The 15,809-nt window shown below is 50.1% G+C and carries 15 protein-coding genes; 5 read left to right on the top strand and 10 right to left on the bottom strand.

All coding sequences use genetic code 11. The features are described 5' to 3' along the window. Positions 1 to 156: 156 nt before the first annotated feature. Genes fabF through ACJMM9_RS03180 form a run of 4 tightly spaced genes read left to right on the top strand, consistent with a single transcriptional unit; the run spans position 157 to position 4,073 of the window. Positions 157 to 1,407, top strand: a complete 1,251-nt coding sequence (gene fabF / locus ACJMM9_RS03195; protein ID WP_405323799.1) for a beta-ketoacyl-ACP synthase II — start codon at positions 157 to 159, stop codon at positions 1,405 to 1,407. Positions 1,408 to 1,421: 14 nt separating this feature from the next. Beyond that, positions 1,422 to 1,553, top strand: a complete 132-nt coding sequence (locus ACJMM9_RS03190; RefSeq protein ID WP_405323798.1) for a hypothetical protein — start codon at positions 1,422 to 1,424, stop codon at positions 1,551 to 1,553. Between the two features lie 3 nt (positions 1,554 to 1,556). Next, a complete protein-coding gene (locus ACJMM9_RS03185; RefSeq protein WP_405323796.1) occupies positions 1,557 to 2,327 on the top strand; it encodes a polysaccharide deacetylase family protein in 771 nt (256 codons plus the stop codon). Positions 2,328 to 2,345: 18 nt separating this feature from the next. Beyond that, positions 2,346 to 4,073: an AMP-binding protein gene (locus ACJMM9_RS03180; protein WP_405323794.1), complete on the top strand. Its 1,728-nt coding sequence runs from the start codon at positions 2,346 to 2,348 to the stop codon at positions 4,071 to 4,073. Positions 4,074 to 4,151: 78 nt separating this feature from the next. Here ACJMM9_RS03180 and ACJMM9_RS03175 read toward each other — a convergent pair whose 3' ends face one another. The 6 genes from ACJMM9_RS03175 to cobA all read right to left on the bottom strand — a co-directional run bounded on the left by ACJMM9_RS03175 (position 4,152) and on the right by cobA (position 10,190). Beyond that, complete coding sequence (locus ACJMM9_RS03175) at positions 4,152 to 4,451, bottom strand: hypothetical protein (RefSeq protein ID WP_088639669.1); 300 nt, start codon at positions 4,449 to 4,451, stop codon at positions 4,152 to 4,154. A gap of 87 nt (positions 4,452 to 4,538) precedes the next feature. After that, a complete protein-coding gene (hemL, locus tag ACJMM9_RS03170) occupies positions 4,539 to 5,825 on the bottom strand; it encodes a glutamate-1-semialdehyde 2,1-aminomutase (RefSeq protein ID WP_405323792.1) in 1,287 nt (428 codons plus the stop codon). 38 nt (positions 5,826 to 5,863) lie between these two features. Next, a complete protein-coding gene (locus ACJMM9_RS03165; protein WP_405323790.1) occupies positions 5,864 to 6,673 on the bottom strand; it encodes a mechanosensitive ion channel family protein in 810 nt (269 codons plus the stop codon). Between the two features lie 12 nt (positions 6,674 to 6,685). Beyond that, positions 6,686 to 7,651 (bottom strand): porphobilinogen synthase, encoded by a 966-nt coding sequence (hemB, locus tag ACJMM9_RS03160; protein WP_405323789.1) that lies wholly within the window; start codon positions 7,649 to 7,651, stop codon positions 6,686 to 6,688. Positions 7,652 to 7,656: 5 nt separating this feature from the next. Further along, positions 7,657 to 8,550, bottom strand: coding sequence for an NAD(P)-dependent oxidoreductase (locus ACJMM9_RS03155; protein WP_405323787.1), 894 nt, complete (start codon positions 8,548 to 8,550; stop codon positions 7,657 to 7,659). Next, positions 8,550 to 10,190 (bottom strand): uroporphyrinogen-III C-methyltransferase, encoded by a 1,641-nt coding sequence (gene cobA, locus ACJMM9_RS03150; RefSeq protein ID WP_405323785.1) that lies wholly within the window; start codon positions 10,188 to 10,190, stop codon positions 8,550 to 8,552. The genes ACJMM9_RS03155 and cobA overlap by 1 nt, the downstream gene beginning before the upstream one ends. Before the next feature lie 54 nt (positions 10,191 to 10,244). Between cobA and ACJMM9_RS03145 the strand changes: the two genes are divergently transcribed. Beyond that, the gene (locus ACJMM9_RS03145; protein ID WP_405323783.1) at positions 10,245 to 10,802 is read left to right on the top strand and encodes a deoxycytidylate deaminase; all 558 of its coding nucleotides are present in this window, start codon (positions 10,245 to 10,247) and stop codon (positions 10,800 to 10,802) included. Positions 10,803 to 10,917: 115 nt separating this feature from the next. Here the strand turns inward: ACJMM9_RS03145 and hemC are convergent, their stop codons facing one another. The 4 genes from hemC to nirJ1 form a co-directional block, all read right to left on the bottom strand. Further along, positions 10,918 to 11,979, bottom strand: a complete 1,062-nt coding sequence (gene hemC / locus ACJMM9_RS03140; protein WP_405323781.1) for a hydroxymethylbilane synthase — start codon at positions 11,977 to 11,979, stop codon at positions 10,918 to 10,920. A 12-nt stretch (positions 11,980 to 11,991) separates the two neighbouring features. Continuing rightward, positions 11,992 to 13,275 carry a glutamyl-tRNA reductase gene (gene hemA, locus ACJMM9_RS03135; protein ID WP_405323779.1) on the bottom strand — a complete coding sequence of 428 codons (1,284 nt, stop codon included), beginning with the start codon at positions 13,273 to 13,275 and terminating at the stop codon, positions 11,992 to 11,994. A 24-nt stretch (positions 13,276 to 13,299) separates the two neighbouring features. After that, positions 13,300 to 14,442: an Lrp/AsnC family transcriptional regulator gene (locus tag ACJMM9_RS03130; RefSeq protein WP_405323777.1), complete on the bottom strand. Its 1,143-nt coding sequence runs from the start codon at positions 14,440 to 14,442 to the stop codon at positions 13,300 to 13,302. A gap of 127 nt (positions 14,443 to 14,569) precedes the next feature. Beyond that, on the bottom strand, positions 14,570 to 15,742 hold the full coding sequence (nirJ1, locus tag ACJMM9_RS03125) for a putative heme d1 biosynthesis radical SAM protein NirJ1 (protein WP_405323775.1): 1,173 nt from the start codon (positions 15,740 to 15,742) through the stop codon (positions 14,570 to 14,572). Between the last annotated feature and the right edge of the window lie 67 nt (positions 15,743 to 15,809).

The following is a 15,809-nucleotide window of genomic DNA, read 5'->3' as shown; positions in this document are numbered from 1 at the left end:
ATTTCAAAAATAAGCCTTATTTTCACGTCATTTTTGCAATATAACCCATTATAACACTATATAATTACCGTTACTATCGCAAAAATACTATCTTAAAACAGAACGATCCGAAAAGGAGATTCCCGCTCTGAGGCGGGAATGACACTGTAGATTTTTATGAATAGAAGAAGAGTTGTTATTACTGGTATGGGAGCGGTGACCCCCGTAGGTAAGTCCGCCCCCGAACTTTGGAACGCCATCAAGGCAGGCAAGTGCGGCATCGGCCCGATCACATTGTTCGATGCTTCGAACTGCCCGGTGAAAATCGCGGCAGAAGTCAAGGATTTTAAGCCCGAAGAACACGGCATCGACCCGAAGGAAGCCCGCCGCATGGCCCGCTTCACGCAGTTCCTCGTTGCCGCCGCTAACGAAGCGGTCAAGGACGCAAGCCTCAGCCGCGAAATGCTCGCCGAGGATACGACTGGCATTGTCGCTGGTAACGGCCTTGCCGGCATGGACGTTGTCGAAGAAACTTATTGCAAGTATCTCGAAGGTGGCCGCCGCCGCGTCTCGCCGCTTGCCATGCCCGAACTGATTGCCAACGAAGCATGCGCAAACGTCTCTATCGCACTTGGAATCACAGGCTCAGCCTGGACTGTCTGCACCGCCTGTGCCTCCGGCACGGACGCCATCGGCGTTGCCCTTGACGCCATCCGCTCGGGCAGGCTTGACGTCTGCCTCGCCGGCGGTTCCGAAAGCGCCATCACGGACTACTCCATCAAGAGCTTTGCGGGCATGCACGCCCTCACCGACAAGTTCAACGACGCTCCCGAAAAGGCATCCCGCCCGTTCGACAAGGATCGCAGCGGATTCGTGATGGGTGAAGCAGGCGCGATTCTCGTGCTCGAAGAACTCGAACACGCCAAGGCTCGCGGTGCAAAGATTTACGCCGAAGTCGCCGGTTACGGTTCTTCTGCTGACGCTTACCACATCACAAGCCCGCGCCCGGGTGGAGAAACTTGCGCAAAGGCCATGATCAAGGCCATGAAGGACGCAGGCATCGCCCCGACGGATGTGGACTACTACAATGCCCACGGTACCTCGACGCATTTAAACGACCTCACCGAAACGCAAATGCTGAAAATTGCGCTCGGCGAACACGCCTACAAGATCAAGGTCTCTAGCACCAAGAGCATGACCGGCCACTGCGTCGGTGCAGCAGGCGTTATCGAAGCGATGATTAGCACGCTTGCCATCCGCGATTCGTTCTACCCCGCCACCATCAACCTCGACAACCCGGACGCAGAATGCGACCTCGACTACGTGCCGCACAAGGGCGTCGAAGGGAACATCGATGTTGCAGTGTCTGCCTCGCTTGGCTTTGGCGGTCACAACGGTATCGTCGTCATCAAAAAGTTTAAAGATTAAACAAAGGAGCCGCTATGTCTGATTGGCTTTTCAAATCCTGGATTAAAGCAACCATTTGCAGTGCCATACTGTTCTTTTTCTACCACCTCTTCATTTCGCAGAAGTTGGACGAAGAAGTTTCCACAAAAACTAAGGAACAAGAGTAGCTTATGGAACAGAATAAAGATATCGCCGACATCCAAGCGGCCGAAGCGACCTTCCAGAAGAAGAAGAAGTTCATCCTTTGCTACCACAGCTTTAGCGTGAACAACTTCAAGAAGGCGTCCGTCCAGATTAGAAAGCTTGCAGAAGCGGCTGGCTCCCCCATCAGCATTGCGGTCATCCCCGCATTTGGCGCAGCCCCGGAATCCGAAGCCGAACAGTTCCGCGAAGAACTCGACAAGTTCGTCAAGGAAGGCTACGAGATCATGCTCCACGGTGCACGTCACCGCGCAGACCTCTCGCTGAACCGTAGCATTGCAGGCAAGCTCGCGCTCCTCGTTTCGAACAACGAAGCAGAATTTGCAGGCATCGACGAGCGCTTCACGCAGGCGCTCCTCAAGCGCAGCCTCGCCCTCTGGAAGGCTCACGGCAGCGGCAAGCCCTCCGGCTTTATCCCGCCGGTCTGGTTTGGCAACAAGTACCTCAAGGAACAGGCTCTTGAAATTTTCGACTACTACGAAGATTTCCACGGCATTTACCAGAAGGTCAAAGGCAACATCAAGAAGACGAACTCTGCAACGCTTAGCTTCTCGATTTTGCCAACTCCGCTCCTCGGTATTGCACAGACCTACGCCTGCCTCCGTATGCTCCTGCCAGGTGGAGTCCATCGTCTGGTGTTTCACGATAAAGACTTCAGGACGATTGGCGAAAAGCGCATTTTGAACATGGTCCGCTACATTTCGACCATGCGCGAAAAAATCATGTACAAGGACTTGTAATTTCAGGACTTCGCACAGATGATTATAAATAAGTTTCTATCTAAAATTGATTACAAGTCTTATGAAGATTTGTATAAAAATTTTAAGATAACGATTCCGAACGATTTTAACTTCGCTTACGACGTTGTTGACGAATACGCCAAGACAGAGCCTAAGCGCGAAGCCCTCGTGTGGTGCGACGATAACGACGAAAGCCACATTTTCACATTCAAGGACTTGTCGCTTGCTTCCCAGCGCACGGCGAATTTCTTAGTAGAACAGGGAATCCAGAAGGGCGACCGCGTGATGCTCATTTTGCGTCGCCGCTACGAATTCTGGTTTTTCTTGCTCGCGCTGCACCGCATTGGCGCGATTGCGATCCCGGCAACGAACATGCTCGCTGCAGAAGATTTGGAATACCGCTTCAACGCTGCAGAAATCAAGATGGTCGTGACATACGACGATCCCGCCTTGCAAAAGGAAGTGGACAAGGCAAAATCCAAGTGCGAATCGGTCGAAAAGCTCGTGACTGTCGGCCAGACTGCTCGCCAGAACTGGATTAGCTTCTACGACGACTATGAACTTTTCCCATCGACGTTTGAACGCCCCGTTGGCGACGCCGCTACGCATAACGACGACATCATGATCGTCTATTTCACGAGCGGCACAAGTTCAAACCCGAAGATGGTGGCACACACTTATACGTACCCGCTCGGACACATTGTGACCGCCAAGTACTGGCAGCACGTTGTGAACGGAGGTCGCCATTTGACCGTCGCCGAAACAGGCTGGGCCAAAGCTCTCTGGGGCAAGATTTACGGGCAGTGGATTGCAGGGAGTGCCGTGTTCACTTACGACATGACCACGTTCATCCCGGGCAAGCTCCTCGAGAAGATGGCGGAATACAAGGTGACGACATTCTGCGCACCGCCGACGGTGTACCGCTACATTTTGCAGCATGGCCTCAGCAAGTACGACCTTTCGAGCTTGCAGTACTGCACGACCGCAGGCGAAGCGTTGAACCTGGATATTTACAACAGGTTCTTCGAGCAGACAGGCATCCGCATGCAGGAAGGCTACGGACAAACTGAGCTCACGCTCACGACGGGTAACTTTGGCTTTAGCGAACCGCACCCGGGTTCTATCGGCAAGCCCTCACCGGGTTACCAGATGGAAATCATCAATGCGGAAGGCAAACCTTGCGCCGCCGATGAAGTCGGAGAACTGATCATCAAGATTGACCAGGGCAAGCCTTTTGGCATGTTCGGCGGTTACTATCGCGATGCCGAACGCACCGAGAAAGTCTTTGAAGGCGGCGTGTATCACACTGGCGATACGGCTTACCGCGACAAGGACGGATTCTTCTGGTTTGTGGGTCGTACCGATGACTTGATCAAGAGTTCTGGCTACCGCATCAGCCCCTTCGAAGTGGAAGAAGTGCTGCACAAGCACCCTGCCGTTTTGGAAGTTGCAGTCACGGGCGTTGAGGACAAGTCTCGCGGTCAGGCGGTCAAGGCAACGGTCGTTTTGCAGAAAGGCTATGAAGCCTCCAAGGAACTTGCGAAGGAAATCCAGCTCTTTGCAAAGAACATCGCCGCAAGCTACAAGAGCCCGCGCATCATTGACTTTGTGACGGAACTGCCGAAAACAATCAGCGGAAAGATTCGACGCGCGACCATCCGCGATAAGGATACCGCCGAGAATGTGACTGCACCGGACGAAGCGAATGCGGAAAACGCCGCAAGCGAAAAGTCTGACGAGAAATAACTGAAAACCGCACCGTCGCAGACGGGCGGACGACATTAAAAAATCCGGCTTCTGAAGAAGTCGGATTTTTTTTTAACTTTACTTGTTATCAGCGCAGTATTTGTTCGCCATATCAAGCAGCTGTTCCTTACCCACCTTTACATCAAATTCCTTTGGTTCAAGGGAGCTGAGAACGCCGCCATAGGTCATGGAATAACCGTTTTCAGTCTGCGTGAATGTAACGGAGCCACCTTTCGTTGTGGCTGTAGCCGAGTTATCGGTACTAGAAACCGTACAATCGCTGGCATCAGTAACAACCGACGAGGCTTTAGAAGCGGCAGCGCAAGCAGAGAGAACGACCGCACTTCCAATAGCTGCAAGAATCATGATTTTTTTCATTTTTATTCTCCATCTTGTTGATTATGATACCCATAATATATAACATAATTCAATCAAAATAAATAATAAAAATTTAACATTCCAGAACTACAGCATTTTAAAGACTTTTCGGGCAGCTTCAATGGTGCGGTCGATTTCATCTTCGGTGTGAGCAGCGCTCACGAAGATGGCTTCGAACTGGCTCGGCGCAAAGTAGAATCCTTCGTCGAGCATTCCGAGGAAGTAACGGCGGAAGAGTTCCAAGTCGGACTTTTGCACATCGGCAAAGCATGTGACCGGCCCTTCGGTAAAGAAGATGCAGCCCATGGAACCGACCTGGTTTGTCGCAAGCGGGATTCCCGCTTCAGTTGCTGCGGACTTGAGTCCCACAATCAAGCGTTTCGTCATTGCTTCGGCATGCACGTAATGTTCAGGATGCGTTGAAAGTTCACGCATCGTTGCAAGGCCAGCCGCCATCGCCACCGGATTTCCAGAAAGTGTGCCTGCCTGATAAATTCCGCCGAGAGGAGCAATTTGCTGCATCACATCCAAGCAACCGCCGTATGCACCCACCGGCATACCACCGCCAATAATCTTGCCAAAAGTCGTGAGGTCCGGCTTGATGCCATAGAGACCTTGTGCGCAATGAATCCCGACGCGGAAACCGGTCATGACTTCATCGACAATGAGCAATGCGCCATGCTTTTTCGTTTCATCCGAAAGCGTCTGCAAAAACTCAGGCTTCGCAGGCACAACGCCCATGTTGCCCGCCACCGGTTCAACAATCACGCCAGCGATTTCGTCACCAATCTTATCGAAAAGTTCCTTCACGCCAGCCACATCGTTGTACTGGAGCGTGATCGTGTACTTTGCGAGGTCCGCAGGCACACCCTTGCTGCTCGGCTTGCCCGTCGTGAGCATTCCCGAACCCGCCTTGATGAGCAAGCTATCGCTATGGCCGTGGTAGCAGCCTTCGAACTTCACAATCTTATCGCGACCCGTGAAACCGCGTGCCGCACGAATCGCACTCATCGTCGCTTCAGTTCCGCTGTTCACCATGCGAATCATCTCGACACTCGGCACAAGGCTCATCACGAGCTTCGCAAGTTCCGATTCCAAACCGCACGGAGCGCCAAAGCTGAGGCCATTCTGAGCCGTGTCGGCAACAGCCTTGATTACAGCATCGTGCGCATGGCCCAAGAGCATCGGACCCCAGCTGCCCACATAATCAATGTAATCGTTACCATCCACATCGTAAATGTGGCTGCCCTTGGCTCGCTTGATAAACGGAGGTGTCGCCCCCACATTGCTAAACGCACGAACAGGGCTGTTCACGCCACCCGGCATGAGCGTCTTTGCTTCTGCAAACAACTTTTCGCTTAAAGAGTGGTTCATATAAATTACCTTAAAATCTCAAATAACTAGCAGCGCTCTCATTCTTTTACGATATGTACCACGCGCTGCGGGAACGGGATGGAAATGCCGACTTCGTCAAATCGTTCCTTGACTTGCTTCATGTACTTGCAACGCATATCCCAATACTTGGATGTATTAACCCAAATTCTTAAATTGACCGCCACCGAGCTATCCTCAAGCGCAGAGACAAAGAATGCTGGAGCCGGATTTTTTAAGACATCGGGATCGCTATCGACAAGCAGCTTCATTTCGTTCATCGCCTTTTCCGCAGAATCAGCATAATCAATGCCAAAAGACAAATCCAAACGGCGAGTCGGATTGCGACTATAGTTTATAATCGGCGAACCCCACAAAGTGCTATTCGGAGCAGAAACGTAAAGACCATCCAGCGAAATAAGCGTCGTGTTGAAAAGACCCACGCCCACAATTTTTCCCTTCAAGGAACCACATTCGATATAGTCCGAAGCACGGAACGGATGGAGGAAGAGCAAGAGGATTCCCGAAGCAATGTTGCCAAGCGTATCTTTCAAAGCAAGGCCAATAGCAAGAGAGGCTGCACCGATCACGGTCACGATTCCTGCAGTGTTCACACCGAGGATGTGCAGAATCATGAGCAAGCCGACAATATAAATCGCATAAGAGAATAGCGAATAAAGTAGCGGCTTCACCGACTCGTCAGCGCCTTTCTTAATGGCAAAACCAAGAATAAACTTGACAATCGCCAAGACAATGACAATAGCGATAAGCACGGTCGCAATTTCAATGATGTCCTGAGCAAGAGCGTTTGAAACGCCAAGATTTTTCAAGAACAAATCAAATTCTTTCATGATAGCATCCTTTTACAGAATCTTATTTTCAAGAATTTCCTTGGCATGGTACGTGATGATGATATCGGCACCAGCGCGCTTGAATGCAATCATATTTTCACGGATAATAGCCTTTTCGTCAATCCAGCCCATTTTTGCAGCGGCCTTAACCATCGAATATTCTCCACTTACGTTATACACAGCGACCGGCACATTGCTGATTTCAGCCGTCTGGCGAAGCACATCAAGGAATGCGAGGCCCGGCTTTACCATCACGATATCTGCACCTTCTTCAAGATCGAGTTCCACTTCATGGAGTGCTTCGCGACCATTGCGCACATCCATCTGGTAGCTCTTGCGGTTGCCAAAATGCGGAGCGGAATCAGCAGCATCGCGGAACGGACCATAGAAAGCGCTTGCGAACTTCGCGCTGTAACCCATAATCGGCGTGTTCGTAAAGCCAGCATTGTCAAGAGCTTCGCGGAGAGCCGTAATGTGACCGTCCATCATATCACTCGGAGCGACCATATCGGCACCGGCAGCCACCTGAGAAACAGCAGTCTTTGCCAAAAGTTCAAGCGTCGGATCGTTATCCACATCGCCATCTTTGACAATACCGCAATGACCATGGCTCATATATTCGCAAAGGCACACATCCGTAATCACATACAAATTCGGGAACTTTGCCTTGATAGCGCGCACGGCTCGCTGCACAATGCCATCGTTATCGTATGCCGAAGTCGCCATCTCGTCCTTGTGATTCGGAATGCCGAACAGCAAAATGGACTTGATGCCAAGCGCCACACAGCTTTCAAGTTCCTTCAAGATTTCATCAATCGAGAATCGGAACTGGTTCGGCATGGACGGAATTTCTTCTTTGACGCCGGTCCCTTCAACCACGAACATCGGGTAAACGAGGGCATCAGTATTTACTGCAGTTTCTGCAACCATGTTGCGGATAACTTCATTTCTACGTAAACGACGAGGACGAATAATCATAATAACTATTCCTTTTTGAAATCTTTTTCAATTTGCATTAGGTCTTCGGCCCAATCGGTCTGAATCTTTTGCTTGAGCTTCTTGGCGAGCGAGGGGGCGCGGCCTTGCGTGGAGACAGTCACGGCAATGTTTTCGCCAAAGTCCATGCGGGCGGGCACAATGAAATCGCCATCAAGGTAATCGCAAGCGTTATTCACGAGAATGCGACGAGCGCGGGCATCGTTAGAAACTTGCGCATTGACAGCAGGCTGATCGGTACAAATGAAGACCATGAAAACGCAACGCAAGTCAAGCGGTTCGTACGGACGCTGTTTTAAGACGAGAGGCGAGAGACGAGAGACGAGAGAAAATTCAGGGTCGAACTGCGGAGCGACTACTGTGATGTGAGCACCTGTCGGGATAAGCGTTTTCACCTTGCGGAGCGCAATGCGGCCTCCACCCACAACGAGAACATTACGTCCTTCGAGATTCAGCTCGATGGAGAAGAGAGAGTGTTTTTGCGAGAAGGTAGATTGCTTCGCTTCGCTCGCAATGACGTGTTCACATTCATTCTGTGCATTGCGGATACCACAGACAACCATACTCGAAAATTCTTTCCAATCGCCGAGGCAAGGCAAAAGCGTAATCGGAATTTGCGAAAATTCAGCCTGCAATTTTGCAACAACACGCGGCACATCATTTTTCGAATGTTGACCGTTCAACAGCAAATACGGCAGAAGCGTTACCGACTCCACATCTTCGCGCAAAAGCGTACGAAGATCATTTTCCAAATCCAACAAGCTCGTGCTTGCGACACGCGTACCCGGCAAATCATGGTGCAAGCGGTCAAGGATTTCTTCGAATCCTTTGTACGCACCCGGCAAAATGCAATGATGAGCTATGATAAGAATGGCCTTCATTAAGCATTCTCCCCCATCGTATAATACTCCACGATTTTTTTGACAAGCGAATCCATCGTTGTTTCGTCGGAGGTGACCGTTTCAAAGCCATGCTTTTTCGCAGAAGCTTCAGTCATGCAACCTATGCAGAAACTTAGACGAGAGAACGGGCTTTGCCCTACAGACGAGAGACGAGAGAAATTTTCGACAGCGCTAGAGCTAGCGAAGACGATGGCATCAGCAGAGGCGATGGCTTCACGTTTCCAATCCGGGAGTTCAGCGACCGGGAGTGTTTCGTAAACTGTCCAGCGGGTTGCTTTCGGCAAGAGTTTGAGCAAAGTATCGTCTGCGAGATTGCCTTGCAAAAGAAGAACGCGAGATTCGTCGCCAACCACTTTTTGTAGCAACAAACCAAGTCCTTCGCCGGTGTGGTCCTCAGGAACATAATCGCAGCGGATGCCGTATTCAAGCATTTTCTTTTCGGTGATTTTTCCGACACTTGCAATTTTTTTGCCCGCAAGAACGCGTACGTCATAACCCGCAGCGAACAACTGCTTGAAAAAGCTTTCTACACCGTTCGTACTCGTGAAAGCGAGAATGTTATAGTTCGCGAGAGATTTGAAATCGACAGGCTCAGCGACCTTATTTTCAGAAGAATTGGCGATGCCGGAACGGAGTCCGGCATGACAACAAGGGAAAAGATCCCGTGTTTCGATCATCGGAGTTTCAATGACTTCGGCACCAAGGGCTGTCAGTCGAGCAGTAATCCCACTAGATTGTTTTGCAGCACGAGTTACAACCAAGCGCTTGCCCGAAAGCGGCAAATTCTTTTTCCACGCAAGAGTCTTGCCTAGTTCAACCACTCCACCCATAATCGTAATTGCGGGTGCCGTCACGTTTTCACGGACAATGGTCTCCCCCGCAGTTTCAAGCGTCGCCATAACGGTACGCTGGTTCGGGGTTGTCCCTTTTTCGATAAAAGCAAGCGGGGTCTTCGGATCCTTGCCGCACTCAATTAAACGACGAGCAATAAAGTCCATATTGGCAATGCCCATCAAAAAGATGAGTGTTCCCTGGCACTTCGCGAGAGTTTCGAAGTCAAGAGAGAGATTCTTCGACTCCGCGTTACTCCGCTCAGAATAACACACACTCTCGTCACTCGTCTGTAGCGAGCCAGCGAGCGTTCTCTCGTCTGATTTTTCATGACCGGTGATGATATGGAAACTTGTTGCAATTCCACGATGGCTCACGGGAATGCCCGCATACGCAGGAACAGCAATGGCAGAAGTCACGCCCGGCACAACCTCAAATTCGACGCCAGCAGCGACAAGCTCCAACGCCTCTTCGCCACCACGACCGAACACAAACGGGTCACCGCCCTTGAGTCGAGCAACAGTCGCACCCGGCATTTCAAGTGCAAATTTCACCAAGAGCTTATTGATTTCGGACTGTTTCACCTTGTGGTGCGTCGGCATTTTGCCCACATCCACCATCTTTGCTTTCGGATTACATAATGAGAGCACTCCCGGTGAAACCAAACGATCGTAAACCACAACATCGGCTTTTTCAAGAATCGACTTTCCACGCACGGTCAAAAGCCCAGGATCGCCCGGGCCCGCGCCAATCAAATAAACTTTGCCAAAATGATTCGAATTTTCCATCGAAACCAAATTTAGAAAAACTTCGCCATTAAAATTTTGCCTATATTTTTTAGTATGAATAGTTCTAGATCAAAGCTCCGCGACGAAGTCTATACGCAGATGATGTGTGCCCAGGCACGCCTTTCCAAAGACCAGAATACCCAAATGGGTGCCGTTCTTGTGAGCGCCGACGGGCGCGTTATCAGCACGGGTTACAACGGCGCTCCCGCCGGATTCGACGACGAGACCGTTCCATACACGCGCGAAAAGCAGCGCCTCGCTTACGACTTGCTGGACGCCGACTCTGGCGAACTTTTAAGCCACCACGAATTCGAAGCGAACAAGTATCCGTTCATGGTCCACGCAGAAATCAACGCGCTCCACTATGCACGCGGAAAAGTTCCTGCCGGATCCAAGCTCTACGTGATTGGATTCCCGTGCGAACGCTGCTCATTGGACATTAGCCTTTCGGGCGTTGCCGAAGTATTCGTGACCAAGGACGATTACGATCCGAAGTCCACGCTGAACAACAGCCGCGATACGGCTTATTACATGTTCGCACAGGCAGGAATCATCGTGACGCTCTGCGGCAAACGCATCAAGCCAGTCGTGTCGAAACCAGAAAAGAAGTAATGTATAGATTGCCACGTTGCTTTGCAACTCGCAATGACGAAAAGGTTTGACTATACAAAGTAATGCCCGCGCATTCAAAATGCGCGGGATTTTTTTATCGATACAAGATTGCTAGTTACAGTTGTTTTTGAATTTCACGGGCAAGGGCTATGCCAATATTCTTGGCTTGTTGGACAGAGTCCGCAGAGTTCAAATCAATTGCACTCGAAGTTTCTGCACGAAGCAAACGGCTAGAATTTTCATCCCAGTAAATGCCGCGGATTTTCAAGGTCCGCGCATCACCTTCGCATGCGTCACAAGCGCTAGATTCGTGTATGCTGGATTCACGAGCGCCGCGATTTTCAGCACTATCAACAAATTCCGCAAAACTTGCCACCGGGAATTGGCAGCCTGCATTGAGAGCCTTTAAATAAGCCATTTCAGCAGAGGCAATGCAAAATGTTGCGACATCATTTGCACGGGCGAGAATCTGCGAAATTTCGTTACAAGCCAGCCTAGATCCTTCGACTTCGCGCTTCGCGCTTCGCTCAGGATGACGAATGCCGCGCGATTCTTGGGCAGTTTCATCATTCAACGTTTCAATTGCAAGGATTCCCTGACCGCTGGCGGGGAGAACACGTTCGGTGCTAAAATATTCCGTCACCTGGTCTGCAAGGCCCATACGTTTAAGGCCCGCCGCCGCAAGCACAACGCCATCAAGTTCTGCAAGTTTGCCAATGCGAGTCTGGATGTTTCCGCGAATTGGCACATATTCCAAATCCGGGCGGAGCGCTTTGAGCTGCACCACACGGCGAATGCTTCCCGTTCCCACGCGAGCGCCCGCAGGCAAATCCATAAAGCGGATTCCAGCGGCACCACCACGAGAAAGGAATGCATCTCGCGGGTCTTCACGTTTGAGGACTGCCGCAAGCTTGAACTGCGGCAGCACCTCGGCAGGCATATCCTTCAAGCTATGAATCGCAATATCCGCACGACCTTCGAGGAGTGCAATTTCCAGTTCCTTGATGAACACGCCCTTGCCGCCAAAGCTCGCCAGCGACTTGTCCAAACGGCGGTCGCCTTCGGTTGTCATGGAGACAAGTTCATAAGGCACGCCGATAGCGTCGGCAGCCATCGTTGTTTGGGCCAAAGCCAAAGCGCTCTTGCGCGTTGCGATACGTAATTTCAAGTCACTCACAGCAAGCCTCCTCTAATTTCTAGGAGATTCCGCATCAAGTGCGGCGTGGCTAGATTTCGAATCCAAGCACTTGAGGAACACCTGAACGTCTTCGGGCGAATTTTCAGACTTGACTTTATACAAAAAATCATTTGCCATTTTCTTCGCAAACCGCTCATACATCATCTGGATGCGGTGGCGGTCATCTTCCGAAAGATCAGGCATTGAACGCAGCAATTTTTCCGACTCTTCATTTGCCGTCGTAAGCATCTTTTCGGCATGCAGATGAATTTGCTTGGAGACTTCATCCATGCGATTCCAATGCAAAAATTCGTCGAGACCTTCTTTCAAGATTTTCTGAGCGGCATCAAGTTCAATCATGCGCAAGCGGCGATTTTCAGAAACAATTTTTTCAAGATCATCAACGCAAACATATTCAACGCCCGGAAGATCGCCAATAGAAGCTTCAGCATTGCGCGGGCTGCCCAGATCAATAATCAATCGTTTTGATTGAGCGAATTCAGCAGATTCCGCGACCTGAATAGCCTTAATAAATTCATCCTTTGTGACAATCGGTTCCTGACAAGCGCTACAGAGAATCACGACATCGCACTTGCCAAGTACATCGTAGCGGTCTTCAAACTTTACAGGCGTAAGCACATCCGCAAATTTTTCGGCATTCGCAAAAGTCTTGCTACTCGCAAAAATCTTCGTCGTATTCTCTTGCACATACTTGAGCATCAGCGAACCCATCTCGCCAAGTCCCACGATATACACGCTACGATTTTCAAGATCGTCAAAAGTCTTCTGCACCTGCTTCATCGCCAAGAACGGAATATTGCAACTGAGCTTGCTCAAGTTCGTCTCGGTCTTAATGCGCTTTGTCGTGTGAATGGCGCTCTGGAAAAGCTTGTTCAGCGTATTGCCAGTTGCATTCAGCTGGTGCGCCGTTTCGTACGCACGACCAATCTGGTGCAGAATCTGATCCTCACCCATGGCGACAGAATCAAGACCCGCACACACATTCATCACATGGTGCGCAACATCGTCTCCCGACTTAAAATAAAAGAACTTCGTAAAATCATCGTAGTCTTGACGGGCAAGTCCACACACATAACGAACGAGTTCACCATCCGTAATTTCGCGGTCGCTAGCCACATAGACTTCCGTACGGTTACACGTAGCCAAAATCAAAAGTTCATCAAACGGAGAATGCGTTAACGCTTCCGTCTTTACATCCATCGTGATATAAAATTTTTCGCGAATTGCGATTTCAGCCACCTTGTGGCTCATGCCTGCCATGTAAATTTTGCGCATAGCCCAAAGATAGAAAAGATTGAACTAAGCAAAAAATCTAAAGCTCGTTTTCTTGAGTTCCTTGAGGGAATGGAGAACGACGTATTCCGGGTTATCGAGCAAAGCCACGGATTCCTTGATGAAACCGTCCAACTCTTCGGGCGTCTGCGCATGCATCATTGCATACAAATTGTAAGGAAAATTTTCAAAAGTCGGGCGCTCGTAACAGTGCGAAACAAAATGCTTTTTTGCAAGAGCTTTAATTTTACTGGATTCTTCGTCCCTTCGGTCCTCAGAATGACGCGGAGCCAAGTTGTCAGAATGACGAGATTCCGCGAGCATTTCATTCAATTCACATTCGTCGCTCGTTGTTCGACTCTCGTCTGACCTAAAGCAAACCATCGCATTGCAGGGGAAACCCGCTTCTTGATGACGGAGGATTGCACCAAAGCGGCGCATACGTTTAGTAGCAAGGTCTTCGCGAAGTTCATCGCAAGAAACACCCCAATCCTTGAACGGAGTGAGTGAATGCGGAATGTCGTCGCAAGCGATGTGGATACGGGTGCGGTCCGCTTCGGAAAGGGTTCGCAAGAAATTACTGGATTCTTCCAACCTTCGGTTGTCAGAATGACGTATGGCACAGTTGTCTGAACGACGCAAAGCCGGGGCACTCTCGCCTCTTTCGTCTCTCGTCTCTCGTCTCTCGTCTAATGACATCACCGTATTGATTTTGAACTTCTTGGTAGCGGTGAGAACGTGAACGTCATGCAATTCCGTTTTCGCACAAACGCGATCCACAACGGTCTGGATTGCGGATTCATTTTCGGCAATGACCGTAAACCAAACATTGTATTCGTGACTGCGGATGTAATTGTGCGTAATCGCAGGTTCATCATTCACGATGCAAGCAAAATTTTCCATCGGCGTATGCGCATGTGGTTCTGCCGCAAAATCGCATTCCGACGTCGGCACTTTTCCCGCACAAAGTCTCGAAATAAAGCCGAGTTTCTTGGAATCGTACACGCCACCGATACGGCGAATTACGCCGGATGCGCGCATTTTCTCAACTTCATCAAAAACTTCTTGTTCTGAGACAACCAACATTTCCGCAAACGCCTTATACGGGCGTTCCACCAACGGAAAGCCGTCTTGAATAATCGCAAGAAGTTTTTGACTTAAATCATTCATTAAAATAACTGGATTCTTCGTCCCTTCGGTCCTCAGAATGACGCAAAAGCAACATACTCAGGATGACTCATCAGCAATTCCTAATTTCGAATTACTCTGCCTACTTCCTACTGTCTACTGCCTACTTTTATAATCCAATTTCTTCATCGGTCAAATAGCAAGCCGGATCTTCGGCCCAGAAGTCGCCAGTCACGGCTTCGGCACGCGTACGGAAATTGCCATTGCACAAATTCAGGAACTTGCAATTCGGGCAACGACCCTTGAGAATCGGCTTACGATTCTTAAGACCCGCCATAATCGAGTTCGATTCGTCCGTCCAAATGTCGCCAAAGTTGCGTTCGCGAACGTTTCCGAGCGTGATATATTGCGTAAACTGGTCCGGATGCACATTGCCAATGCTATCGATATTGCCAAACGCCATACCACTGCGGTTACCGCCATTGCGCTGGATCAAATCCAAAACAATCTTCGCGCGTTCCGGGTCTTCGCGTTTCATGCGCTGGTACAGATAAACGGCATCGGCGTGGTTGTCGACCGTCAAAATTTCCTTGTTTACGCCGCGCTTCTTAAAGTCCAAAGTGCGATCAATAATCAAGTCCATCACCTTGCGGCTTTCTTCGTGATTCAAGTCGTTATCGACCATTGCACTTCCGCGACCGCTATAGACAAGGTGGTAGAAACAAACTCTATCAATGTTTTCCGCTTCGAGCAAGTCAAAAATGGCGTTCAAATCTTGATAGTTATACTTTGTAATCGTGAAGCGGAGCCCGACCTTCTGGCCCGTTGCCACACAATTGCGGATTCCACGCAAAGCCATCTGGTAAGCACCCTGCTTACCACGGAACTTGTCGTGAGTTTCTTCGCATCCATCCAGGCTAATGCCCACATAGCCCACGCCCATCGCCTTGAGTTTCTGAGCCACATCCGGCGTGATGCAGGTGCCGTTCGTCGAAATCGTCGGACGGATGCCCTTGCTTGCCGCATAGTTTGCGAGTTCGAAAAAGTCCGGGCGCAAAAGCGGTTCGCCACCGCTGAACAAAATCACCGGCACATGGAAATCTGCGAGCTGATCAATGAGCTTGATTCCCTCTTCGTGTGAAAGTTCGTTCTGGTACTTGATAGCCTCTGAACGGGCATAGCAATGTACGCACTTCAGGTTGCAAGTCTTGGTGCAGTTCCACACCACCACCGGACCACGGCCCGGGCCCACACCGTTCTTGGATTCGTGGGCACGCGGTTCATAACGAAGAGAATCCCCGAAATTCGGGGTGTCCATCAAAAGCTTAGTAATACTAATCATCAGGGTCTTCCAAAAACACTAAAACAACGACTACAAAGAACGAACCAAAAATAGAAATATTCTGACA

Origin of the sequence: Fibrobacter sp., assembly GCF_045112255.1 — a bacterium.
Lineage (GTDB): Bacteria > Fibrobacterota > Fibrobacteria > Fibrobacterales > Fibrobacteraceae > Fibrobacter.
This window is presented reverse-complemented; position numbering and strand designations above follow the sequence as displayed.

Excerpts from the sequence above, each read along its gene's own strand:
- hemA (WP_405323779.1), bottom strand. The coding sequence starts at position 13,275 with ATGCGCAAAATTTACATGGCAGGCATGAGCCACAAGGTGGCTGAAATC.
- nirJ1 (WP_405323775.1), bottom strand. The coding sequence starts at position 15,742 with ATGATTAGTATTACTAAGCTTTTGATGGACACCCCGAATTTCGGGGAT.
- hemB (WP_405323789.1), bottom strand. The coding sequence starts at position 7,651 with ATGATTATTCGTCCTCGTCGTTTACGTAGAAATGAAGTTATCCGCAAC.
- fabF (WP_405323799.1), top strand. The coding sequence starts at position 157 with ATGAATAGAAGAAGAGTTGTTATTACTGGTATGGGAGCGGTGACCCCC.
- ACJMM9_RS03180 (WP_405323794.1), top strand. The coding sequence starts at position 2,346 with ATGATTATAAATAAGTTTCTATCTAAAATTGATTACAAGTCTTATGAA.
- hemL (WP_405323792.1), bottom strand. The coding sequence starts at position 5,825 with ATGAACCACTCTTTAAGCGAAAAGTTGTTTGCAGAAGCAAAGACGCTC.
- ACJMM9_RS03190 (WP_405323798.1), top strand. The coding sequence starts at position 1,422 with ATGTCTGATTGGCTTTTCAAATCCTGGATTAAAGCAACCATTTGCAGT.
- ACJMM9_RS03145 (WP_405323783.1), top strand. The coding sequence starts at position 10,245 with ATGAATAGTTCTAGATCAAAGCTCCGCGACGAAGTCTATACGCAGATG.
- ACJMM9_RS03185 (WP_405323796.1), top strand. The coding sequence starts at position 1,557 with ATGGAACAGAATAAAGATATCGCCGACATCCAAGCGGCCGAAGCGACC.
- ACJMM9_RS03130 (WP_405323777.1), bottom strand. The coding sequence starts at position 14,442 with ATGAATGATTTAAGTCAAAAACTTCTTGCGATTATTCAAGACGGCTTT.
- cobA (WP_405323785.1), bottom strand. The coding sequence starts at position 10,190 with ATGGAAAATTCGAATCATTTTGGCAAAGTTTATTTGATTGGCGCGGGC.
- ACJMM9_RS03175 (WP_088639669.1), bottom strand. The coding sequence starts at position 4,451 with ATGAAAAAAATCATGATTCTTGCAGCTATTGGAAGTGCGGTCGTTCTC.
- ACJMM9_RS03165 (WP_405323790.1), bottom strand. The coding sequence starts at position 6,673 with ATGAAAGAATTTGATTTGTTCTTGAAAAATCTTGGCGTTTCAAACGCT.
- ACJMM9_RS03155 (WP_405323787.1), bottom strand. The coding sequence starts at position 8,550 with ATGAAGGCCATTCTTATCATAGCTCATCATTGCATTTTGCCGGGTGCG.